Consider the following 9,954-nt stretch of genomic DNA (forward strand, 5'->3'; position numbering starts at 1 on the left):
GAGACAAAGCAGCATGGCCTCATCACCCGACCAGATGTTCTCCAACCCCGGCGACGAATCGTCGGTGGCCAGGGCCTGGGAGTCCTTCCTCAACGGCGAAGACCGGCCCGCCGGCGTGCTGCGCGCGCTGGTCGACGGCTCCTGGCAGCGCTGCGCCCAGGCCAAGGTCGACCCCAACCGCCGCAGCGGCCCGCAGCCGGTGTCCGAACAGGACCTGTACCTGCTGCGCGAACGCCAGCGCGACATGCTCGAAGCCAGCGCCCCGGTGATGGCCTGCGCGCGCGACTACCTCGCCGAGACCGGCGCGCTGATGGCGCTGGCCGACACCAGCAGCACCATCCTCGCCACCGAGGGCGACCTGCCGGCGCTGCGCTCGGCCGAGACCATCCTGCTGGTGCCCGGCGTCAGCTGGAGCGAGGCGCTGTGCGGCACCAACGCCATCGGCACCGCGCTCGCGCTGGGTCAGCCGGTGCAGATCCATTCGGCCGAGCACTTCTGCGCCGGCATCAAGCGCTGGACCTGCTCGGCCACCGTCGTGCGCCACCCGGCCGATGGCGAGGTGATCGGCGTCGTCGACGTCTCGGGGTTGTCCTCGACCTACAACCGCCAGAGCCTGGCGCTGGTCGTCACCACCGCCAGCCGCATCGAGAGCCGGCTGGCGATGAACGAGATGGAGCGCCGGCTGCGCCTGCTGGAGCACGCGATGGGCCGCTGGTCGGCGGCCGGGCGCGACGCGCTGGTGCTGTTCGACCGCCGCGGCTGCCCGGTGAAAGCCAGCGAGCACGCGCAGATCGCCATCGCCGACGCCGGCGGCTCGATCGACCTGGCGACGATGCGCAGCGTGCCCGAGCTGGGCGCCGCGCCGCTGAGCCGCGGCGTCGGCCGCGCCGCGCTGCCGCCCTGGCTGCGGCCCGAGTGGCTGGAGCCGCTGGTGGTCAAGGGCGAGCACCTGGGCACGCTGCTGGTGATGCCCGCGCTGCAGGGGCGGGCGCGCATCGCCGCGGCGCCGCCCAGCGCCGAACGCACGCTGCCGGCCGGCGGCGCCGCCGCCGACCCCTTCGCCCACGTGCTGACCACCGACCCCGCGATGCGCGAGCTGATCCACCGCGCCACCCAGCTCGCGCGCTCGCGTGCGCCGGTGCTGCTGCAGGGCGAGACCGGCGCCGGCAAGGAGGAGTTCGCGCGCGGCCTGCACGGCGCGCACAGCGGCGCCTACGTGGCGCTGAACTGCGGCGGGCTGTCGCGCGAACTGCTGGCCAGCGAGCTCTTCGGTTATGCCGACGGTGCGTTCACCGGCGCGCGCAAGGGCGGCATGATCGGCAAGATCGAGGCGGCGCAGGGCGGCACGCTGTTCCTCGACGAACTGGGCGAGCTGCCGCTGGACATGCAGCCGCAGCTGCTGCGCGTGCTGGAGCAGGGCGTCATCTACCGTCTGGGCGACAACACGCCGCGCCGGGTCGACTTCCGCCTCGTGGCCGCCACCCACCGCGACCTGCGCCAGGAGGTCGCCGCCGGGCGCTTCCGCATGGACCTGTACTACCGCGTCGCCGTCACCAGCCTGCGCATCCCGCCGCTGCGCGAGCGGCCCGGCGACATCGCGCTGCTGGCCCAGCATTTCCTCGACCGCTTCCGCAGCCAGAACGGCCAGCCGCGCGAATGGCTGTCGCCGGCGGTGCTGGGCGCGCTGGCCGCCTACCGCTGGCCGGGCAACGTGCGCGAGCTGCGCAACGTCATCGAGGGTGCGGTGCTGACCTGTCCGGACGCGCCGCTCGCCGTGGCCGACCTGCAACTGGACCCCAGCACCTTCGACACCCCGGCGCCGGCGCTGGCGCCCGAGCCTGCGGTGACCAGCATGGCCGAGGGCGAGGAGGCGCTGATCGTGCGCGCCATCACCGCCAGCGGCGGCAACCTCACGCTCGCCGCCCGGCGCCTGAGCATCGCCAAGAGCACGCTGTACGCCAAGCTGCAGCGCTACGGCCTGAGCCGCGACGGCGCGCGCAAGGCCTCGCACTGAGGCGCGCCCGCGGGCGCCGCGCTCAGCGCGCCACGATGCCGACCGGCGACGACCCGCCCGCGCCGACCGTGCCCAGTGCGCCGAGCGCGCCGCCGGAGCCCAGCGTGTACTGCGACACCGTGCCGTCGCCGGCGTTGGCGACGTAGAGGTAGGCGTTGTCCGGCGTGATCGTGATGGCCGACGGCGTGCTGCCGGTGGCCACCGTGCGCGTGGCCATCGGCGTCAGCGTGCCGCCCGACACCAGGAACTGCGACACCGTGGCCGAGCCCGCGTTGGCCACGTAGGCCTGGGCGCCGGAGGAGCTGAGCACGATCGCGCGCGGCGTCGTGCCGGTGCTCTGGCTGCTGCTGTAGGTGAGCGCGCCGGTGCTGCTGTTGATCGCGTAGCTCAGCACCTTGGCGCTGCCGGCCAGCGTGACGAAGAGGTAGCCGCCGCCCGGGGCGACCGCCAGGCCCTGCGGCTTGCTGCCGCGGCTGGAGACGTCGACCGTGGACTTGGCCGTCAGCGCGCCGCTGCTGCTCACCGCGTACTGCGAGATCGTGTCGTCGCTGGCATTGGCCACGTAGGCGTAGGCGCCGTCGGGCGTGATCGCCAGCGCGTACGGCGACAGGCCGGTGGCCGCGGACGCCGGCGACAGTGCCGAAGGCTTGCCGCTGCTGGCCAGGCTGAACTGCGAGACGCTGGCGCCGCCGTAGTTCAGCGCGTACAGGTGCGACTCGTCGGGCGCCAGGGCGAGCGCATAGCCGAAGGTCGCGGCCTCGGCGCCGACGCTGGCCACGCTCAGCGCGCCGCTGCTGTCGATGTCCAGCACCGTCAGCGCCTCGTCGTCGCGGTAGTTCAGCCAGGCGCGGCTGCCGTCGCCGTTGACCACCAGCGCCGAGGGCGCGTAGGACACGCCGAGCGTCGCCGTGCCGAGCGCGGCGAGCGTGCCGCCGCTGCCGACGGCGAACTGCGACAGCGTGTTGCTGGCGCTGTTGGCGACGTAGACCCGGTACGTGCGGCAGCTGATGGCGACGCTGGCGACATCGCCGCTGGCGCTGCCGCTGCCCTTGCTGACCTGGCAGGTCTGGCCCGAAGGCTGGGAGCTGATGCTCACCGCGTAGCTGCCGCTGACGGTGCCGTCGAAGGTGAAGCGCGTGGCCCCGGACGCCACGGCCAGCGTGTCGCTGCCGTTGGCCAGCACCAGGCCGTCGGTGGCGAGGCCGCTGATCGTGCCGCCGAGCGTGTAGCTGCCCGAGTCGCTGCCGCCGCCACAGGCGGCCAGCAGGCCGGCCGCGAGCAGCGCGGCAGGCAGTGCGAAGTGGAGGCGGTGCGTCTTGGGACGGAGGCTCATGCTGGCGGGTCGGCGTGATGGTTGGGGGTTGCCGCGCGGCAGGCGCGCAGCCGCCCGGCCTGAACCGGGCGCGTCGCCCGAGTGTGCCCGTGCCGGCCACCGCGCAGACCGCGAGACAGACCGGTTTCTCCCCCGCTTTACCCAGCGCTGGCGTTCAGCGCCCGGTGTGCAGCGCGAGGTTGATCGCCAGCCCGCCGCCGGCCAGCCACAGCGCCAGCAGCGCCGCCAGCAGCAGCGGCCGGGCGCCGGCCCGGCGCAGCGCCGAGACGTGGGTCGTCAGCCCGAGCGCGGCCATGGCCGCGGCCAGCAGCGCGGTGTCCAGCGCCAGCAGCGCCTCGACCACCGCCGGCGGCAAACCCAGCAGCGGGTGCAGCGCCGCCACCGCGACGAAGGCGAAGGCGAACCAGGGCACGGCGATGCGGCGCGCCCCACCGGTGCCGGCGCCCTCGTGCGCCAGCCAGGCCGACAGCAGCAGCAGGAAGGGCGCGAGCAGCATCACGCGCACCAGCTTGGCGACGACGGCGGTGTCGGCCGCGGCTTCGCCCAGCGGGCGCGCCGCGACCACCACCTGCGCCACCTCGTGCACCGTCGAGCCGACATAAAGCCCGAACTGCGCAGCGTCCAGCCCCAGCAGCGGGTACAGCAGCGGATAGCCGAACATCGCCACCGTGCCGAAGACGACGACGGTGGCCACCGCCACCGCGACCTCGTCGCCGCGTGCGCGCACGACCGGCGCGCAGGCCATCACCGCGGCGGCGCCGCAGATCGAGCTGCCGGCGCCGATCAGCATCGCCGTGCGCCGGTCCAGCCCGAACAGGCGCACGCCCAGCGCCATCGCCAGCGCGAAGGTGCTGGCCAGCACCAGCAGGTCGACGGCGACGCCGGTGGCACCGAGCGCGCCGAGGTCGGCCAGGCTCAGCCGCAGGCCGTAGAGCACGATGCCCGCGCGCAGCAGGCCTTGTTTGGCGAAGTCGATGCCGGGCGCGGCGGCTGCCGTGCGCAGGCCCGGCAGGTGCGCACAGACGATGCCCAGCACGATGGCCAGCGTCAGCGCGCCCAGGCCGTGCGCGGCGAACCAGGGGCGGGTGGCCAGCAGCGCCGCCGCGGCGGCGAGCGTGCCGACCAGCACCAGGCCCGGCGCACGCCCGCGCCAGGCGGCGGCGCGAGGCAGGAGGGTGGTGCTGGCGGTGTTCACGGGCGCACTCTGCGCCGTGCCGACCAATCTGAAAAACGACTTCTCTACGTATCATCGATCGATGCAACAGCTTGATCGATTACGTTTCACGCTGCGCCAGCTCGAGGTGCTGATTGCCGTTGCCGACAGCGGCAGCACCGCCGCGGCCGGCGAACGGGTCGCGCTGTCGCAGTCGGCCACCAGCGCGGCGCTGGGCGAGCTGGAGTCGCTGCTGGGCGCGCAGCTGTTCGACCGCGTCGGCCGCCGGCTGCTGCTCAACGACAGGGGGCGCGCGGTGCTGCCGCAGGTGCGTGCCGCGCTCGACGACCTGCGCCGCGTCGAAGCCGGCTTCGGCGCCACGCCTGGCGCCGGTGGTGAAGCGCCGCTGGACCTGCGCCTGGCGGCCAGCCGCACCATCGGCACCTACCTCGTGCCGCCGATGCTGGCGGCGCTGCTCGGCCGCCAGCCGCAGGCCCGGGTGGCACTGCGCATCGCCAACACGCGTGCCGTGGCCGCCGCGGTGGCGCGGCTCGAGGTCGACGTCGGCCTGGTCGAAGGCCATTGCAGCGAACCCGATCTCGTGGTCGAGCGCTGGGCCGAAGACCGGCTGGTGCTGGTCTGCGCCGCCGCCGACCCGCTGGCGAGCCGGCCCGTCGGCGACGCCGAGCTGCGCGGCGCGCGCTGGCTGCTGCGCGAGCCGGGCTCGGGCACGCGCGAGGCGGTGGAGCAGGCGCTGCTGCCGCGGCTGGACTACTTCGTTCAGACGCTCGAGTTCGACAGCAACGAGGCGCTGCTGCAGGGCGTGGCCGCGGGGCTGGGCATTGCCTGCCTGTCGGTGCAGGTCGCCGCCGACCTGCTGGCACTGGGCCGCGTGCGCCTGGTGGCCACCGAGCTGCCGCCCATCGTGCGGCCGCTGTTCCTGGTGCACCACCGCGCGCGCGTGCCGTCGCCGGCGCTGCGGGCGGCGCTGCTGGCGCCCGCAGCCGGCCCGTAAACTCGCCGTCCTACGCGTTCGCGGCACCCGAGACACGACATGATCGAACTGGCGCTGGTGGGCATCGGCACCGGCAACCCGGACCACCTGACGCGCCAGGCGATGCGCACGCTGGCGGCGGCCGACCTGGTGATGATTCCGCGCAAGGGCGATGACAAGGCCGACCTGGCCGAGCTGCGCCGCACGATCTGCGCCGAACTGCTGGACGACACGAAGACCCAGCTCGCCGAGTTCGACCTGCCGGTGCGCGACGCGGCCACGCCCGACTACCGCCGCCGCGTCGACGACTGGCACGACGCGATCGCCGCGGTCTGGGCGCGCACCATCGCCGCGCACCCCGGTGCGCGGCGGGTGGCGCTGCTGGTCTGGGGCGACCCGGCGCTGTACGACAGCACGCTGCGCATCGCCGCCAGGCTGCAGCCGGCGCCGCGCATCAGCGTCGTGCCCGGCATCACCTCGATCCAGGCGCTGGCCGCGGCGCACGCGATCCCGCTCAACGAGATCGGCGCGCCCTTCGTCGTCACCACCGGCCGGCGGCTGCGCGACGAGGGCTGGCCGGCGGGTGTGGACACCGTCGTCGTGATGCTCGACGCCGGCGGCGCCTTCGAGGCGCTGGACGCCCAGGGCGTCGAGATCTGGTGGGGCGCCTACGTCGGCATGGCCGAGCAGATCACGATCGCCGGGCCGCTGGCCGAGGTGGGCCCGCGCATCCTCGCTGCCCGCGCCGAGGCCCGCGCGCGCCACGGCTGGGTGATGGACATCTACCTGCTGCGCCGGCGCGGCGGCTGAAGCCCGGCGCCGGCCGTGTTCAGGCCGGCGCCCGGCCGCCTTCAGCCAGCCAGACCCGGTTGCCACCGGCGCGTTTGGCCGCGTACATGGCCTCGTCGGCGCGGTGGATCAGCTGGTCGCCGGTTTCGCCGTGCGCGGGGTAGCAGACGACGCCGATGCTGGGCGACAACGACAAATGCTGCCCGGCCACCTCGAAGGGCTGGCACAGCGCCAGGCGGATCTTCTCGGCCACCGCCGGTGCATCCTGTGGCGCATGGACGTGGCTCAGCAGCACGACGAACTCGTCGCCGGCCATGCGGCCGACGGTGTCGGACTCGCGCACGCAGCGTTTCAGGCGCTGCGCCACCTGCTGCAGCAGGCCGTCGCCGACGGCGTGCCCGAAACGGTCGTTGACCGGCTTGAAAGTGTCGAGGTCCAGGTACAGCAGCGCCAGGTCCGCGTGATCGCGCCGCGCACGCGCCAGCGCCGTCGCCACGCGGTCCCGCACCAGGCTGCGGTTGGGCAGGTCGGTCAGCGCGTCGTGCCGGGCCACATGCTGCAGCCGCAGTTCGGCCTGCTTGCGCTCGATCGCCGACGCGACCTGGGCCGACACGAACTTCAGCAGCTCGACGTCGGCCGGGCCGTAGCGGGTGTCCAGCGAATGGCTTTTGACGACCAGCGCGCCGAAGACACCTTGCGGCCCGCCCAGCGGCACGCCCAGCCAGTCGACGGCGGCGTGGCCGACATCGGGATGCACGGCACCCGGCGCCGGTAACGAAGACTCGCGGCTGACCAGCAGCTCGCGCCCGCTGCGGATCACCTGCGCACTCAGCGTCTCGGCATCCAGCGTCGTCGGCGCCGGCGCCGGGTCGTGCTCGTCGACGAAGTAGGGGAAGCTCAGCCAGTCGCCGGCGGCGTCGTACAGGGCGACGAAGAAGTTCTTCGCCGGCAGCAGCTGCCCGATGATGCGGTGGATCTGCTCGAACAGCGCCAGCAGGTCTTCGGCCGCATGCGCCGCCTCGGAGATGGCGTACAGCGCTGCCTGGATCGACTCGGCACGTTTGCGCTCGGTGATGTCGCGTGCCACCGCGACCCGCACCCGGTCCTCGGGCGACCAGCGCGCCGACCACATGATGTGCACCACGCGCCCGTCCTTGCGCACGTAGCGGTTCTCGAAGATGGGCTTGTGCTCTTTGGCCACGATCTCGTCGACCGCGCCCAGCGTGCGCGCCCGGTCGTCCGGATGCACCAGCTCGATCATCGGCCGGCCGATCATCTCCTGCGGCGTGTAGCCGAAGATGCGCTCACCGGCGGCACTGACGAAGACGAAGCGTCCCTCGGCGTCGACGACGCAGACGGCGTCGAGCAGCAGGTCGATGACATTCGCCAGGAACGCCTTGTCGAGGGGGGCCATGTGCGGCTGATTCTCCCCGATGCGCCGATTGCCGGCGGACACGGGGCTTGCGCCGCCGCGGGCGGCCTCAGCCGGCCGGCGCGACCAGGTGGAAAAAGCTGCCGCTGACCCGCCCGCCGCCGTCCAGCGCACGCCACGAGCCGGTCTCGGCGACCTCGTGGCCGTCGGCATCGCTGATGCGCGCCAGCGGCGCGTCGGGCTGGGCCGACACGCTGGCGTAATGGAACTCGTGGCCACGCAGCCGCGTGCCGGCGGCATAACCGGGCAACGGCGCCTGCAGCTCGGCCAGGCGGTAGCCCAGGTGCAGGCGGCGCTTGCGGAACGAGGTTTCCAGCCCCAGCAGCCCGGCCATCGCATGGCGCGTGCCGTCGGCGTCTTCGAGCACCGAACCCAGCGCCATGTAGCCGCCGCATTCGCCGTGCACCGGCCGCGTGCGCGCGAAGGCGCGCAGGCCGTCGCGCCAGCGTTTGGCGGCGGCCAGGCGGCCGGCGTGCAGCTCGGGGTAGCCGCCGGGCAGCCAGCAGGCGTCGGCGCTGTCGTCGGGCGCCTCGTCGGCCAGCGGCGAGAACGGCAGCAGCGCCGCGCCGGCGGCGTGCCAGGCGTCCAGCAGGTGCGGGTAGACGAAGGAGAAGGCGGCGTCGCGCGCCAGCGCGATGCGCGCGCCCGGCGGCGGCAGCGGCAACGGCGGCACGGGTTCGCAGGCGCCGGCGGCGGCGGCGCGCAGCGCGTCCAGGTCCACGTGTTCGGCGACCAGCCGGCCGAGCGCGGCCAGCGTCGCGGCACGTTCGGGCAGTTCCTCGGCCTGCACCAGGCCCAGGTGGCGTTCGGGCAGCGCCACGGCGGCGTCGCGCGGCAGCGCGCCGAAGACGCGGAAACCGGCGGCCTCGACCGCGCTGCGCACCATCGCCTCATGGCGCGCGCTGCCGACGCGGTTCAGCAGCACGCCGGCGAGCTGGATGCCCGGGCGCAGGCTGGCGAAACCCAGCGCCACCGCCGCGGCCGACTGCGCCTGGCCGCGCACGTCCAGCACCAGCAGCACCGGCCAGCCGAAGGCTTCGGCCAGGTCGGCACCGGCGCCGCGGCCCCATTCGCCGGGAGTCGCGGCGCCGTCGAACAGGCCGACCGAGGCTTCGGCCAGCAGCAGGTCGCAACCCTGCGCCGCGCCCAGCAGGCCGGCGACGCGCTCGCGGCCCATCGCCCAGCTGTCCAGGTTGAACGACGCGCGGCCGGCGGCGGCGGTGTGGAAGGCCGGGTCCAGGTAATCCGGGCCATTCTTGAACGGCTGCACCGCCAGCCCGGCGGCGCGCCAGGCGGCCAGCAGGCCCAGCGTCACCGTCGTCTTGCCGCAGCCCGAGGCGGGCGCCGCGACCAGCAGCCCGGGCGGGATCATCGGGTCTCGGGGAACCGCGGCGAGGCGCCCGTCGGCCGGTAGCGCCGGTCGTAGTCGACGGCGTAGAGCCGGCTCTCGTCGAAGTCATCGCTGCCCAGCGCGCGGCCGACGAGGATCAGCGCGGTGCGCTCCATCTCGGCGCCGACGGCCGCGTCCAGCGTCGCCAGCGACGCGCGCACGATGCGCTGGTCGGGCCAGCTGGCGCGCCAGACCACTGCCACCGGGCAGTCGTCGCCGTAGTGCGGGCGCAGCTCGGCGACGACCTGGGCCAGCACGTGCACCGACAGGTGGATCGCCAGCGTGGCGCCGGTGGCGGCGAAAGCGGCGAGCTTCTCGCCTTCGGGCATCGCGCTGGCGCGGCCCGAGGTGCGCGTCAGCACCAGCGACTGGGCGACACCGGGCAGCGTCAGCTCGGCGCCCAGCGCAGCGGCGGCGGCGGCGAACGAGGGCACGCCGGGCGTCACGTCGTAGGGGATGCCCAGCGCGCGCAGCCGGCGCAGCTGCTCGCCCATCGCCGACCAGATCGACAGATCGCCGGAGTGCAGGCGCGCGACGTCCTGGCCGCGCGCGTGCGCGGCGGCGATCTCGTCGACGATCTGGTCCAGGCTCATCGGTGCGGTGTTGACGATGCGGCAACCCGGCGGGCAGTGCGCGAGCACGCCTTCGGGCACCAGAGAGCCGGCGTACAGGCACACGGGGCTGGCGGCGATCAGGTCGCGGCCACGCAGCGTCAGCAGGTCGGCGGCGCCGGGGCCGGCGCCAATGAAATGGACCGTCATCGTTCTTCTTTCGCGGATTGAGCCAGGGCCGCGGTCGCCAGACCGTCGGCCGACACGGCGCGGGAGGCGAGCAACCGCGCGCCGGGGC

The 9,954-nt window shown here is 74.2% G+C and carries 8 protein-coding genes; 3 read left to right on the forward strand and 5 right to left on the reverse strand.

Annotated elements, in window-relative coordinates:
* Nucleotides 1-13 precede the first annotated feature (13 nt).
* Nucleotides 14-2,014 carry a sigma-54-dependent Fis family transcriptional regulator gene (locus CKO43_RS10965; protein ID WP_200378656.1) on the forward strand — a complete coding sequence of 667 codons (2,001 nt, stop codon included), beginning with the start codon at nt 14-16 and terminating at the stop codon, nt 2,012-2,014.
* A gap of 22 nt (nt 2,015-2,036) precedes the next feature.
* Here CKO43_RS10965 and CKO43_RS10970 read toward each other — a convergent pair whose 3' ends face one another.
* On the reverse strand, nt 2,037-3,347 hold the full coding sequence (locus tag CKO43_RS10970; RefSeq protein WP_200378657.1) for a lactonase family protein: 1,311 nt from the start codon (nt 3,345-3,347) through the stop codon (nt 2,037-2,039).
* Between the two features lie 154 nt (nt 3,348-3,501).
* A complete protein-coding gene (locus CKO43_RS10975) occupies nt 3,502-4,542 on the reverse strand; it encodes a putative sulfate exporter family transporter (protein ID WP_200378658.1) in 1,041 nt (346 codons plus the stop codon).
* A gap of 61 nt (nt 4,543-4,603) precedes the next feature.
* Here CKO43_RS10975 and CKO43_RS10980 point away from each other — a divergent pair, with 61 nt between their 5' ends.
* Nucleotides 4,604-5,515 carry a LysR substrate-binding domain-containing protein gene (locus tag CKO43_RS10980; protein WP_200378659.1) on the forward strand — a complete coding sequence of 304 codons (912 nt, stop codon included), beginning with the start codon at nt 4,604-4,606 and terminating at the stop codon, nt 5,513-5,515.
* Nucleotides 5,516-5,554: 39 nt separating this feature from the next.
* Nucleotides 5,555-6,304 carry a precorrin-6A synthase (deacetylating) gene (gene cobF / locus CKO43_RS10985; RefSeq protein WP_200378660.1) on the forward strand — a complete coding sequence of 250 codons (750 nt, stop codon included), beginning with the start codon at nt 5,555-5,557 and terminating at the stop codon, nt 6,302-6,304.
* A 19-nt stretch (nt 6,305-6,323) separates the two neighbouring features.
* On the opposite strand, the gene CKO43_RS10990 is transcribed toward cobF, so the two are convergent.
* The 3 genes from CKO43_RS10990 to cobM all read right to left on the reverse strand — a co-directional run bounded on the left by CKO43_RS10990 (nt 6,324) and on the right by cobM (nt 9,866).
* Nucleotides 6,324-7,697: a diguanylate cyclase domain-containing protein gene (locus CKO43_RS10990; protein ID WP_200378661.1), complete on the reverse strand. Its 1,374-nt coding sequence runs from the start codon at nt 7,695-7,697 to the stop codon at nt 6,324-6,326.
* Between the two features lie 67 nt (nt 7,698-7,764).
* Nucleotides 7,765-9,087 carry a cobyrinate a,c-diamide synthase gene (locus CKO43_RS10995; RefSeq protein ID WP_200378662.1) on the reverse strand — a complete coding sequence of 441 codons (1,323 nt, stop codon included), beginning with the start codon at nt 9,085-9,087 and terminating at the stop codon, nt 7,765-7,767.
* On the reverse strand, nt 9,084-9,866 hold the full coding sequence (gene cobM / locus CKO43_RS11000) for a precorrin-4 C(11)-methyltransferase (RefSeq protein WP_200378663.1): 783 nt from the start codon (nt 9,864-9,866) through the stop codon (nt 9,084-9,086). The genes CKO43_RS10995 and cobM overlap by 4 nt, the downstream gene beginning before the upstream one ends.
* Between the last annotated feature and the right edge of the window lie 88 nt (nt 9,867-9,954).

This window comes from Rubrivivax gelatinosus, from assembly GCF_016583785.1.
In the GTDB taxonomy this organism is placed as follows: Bacteria; Pseudomonadota; Gammaproteobacteria; order Burkholderiales; family Burkholderiaceae_C; genus Rubrivivax; species Rubrivivax gelatinosus_B.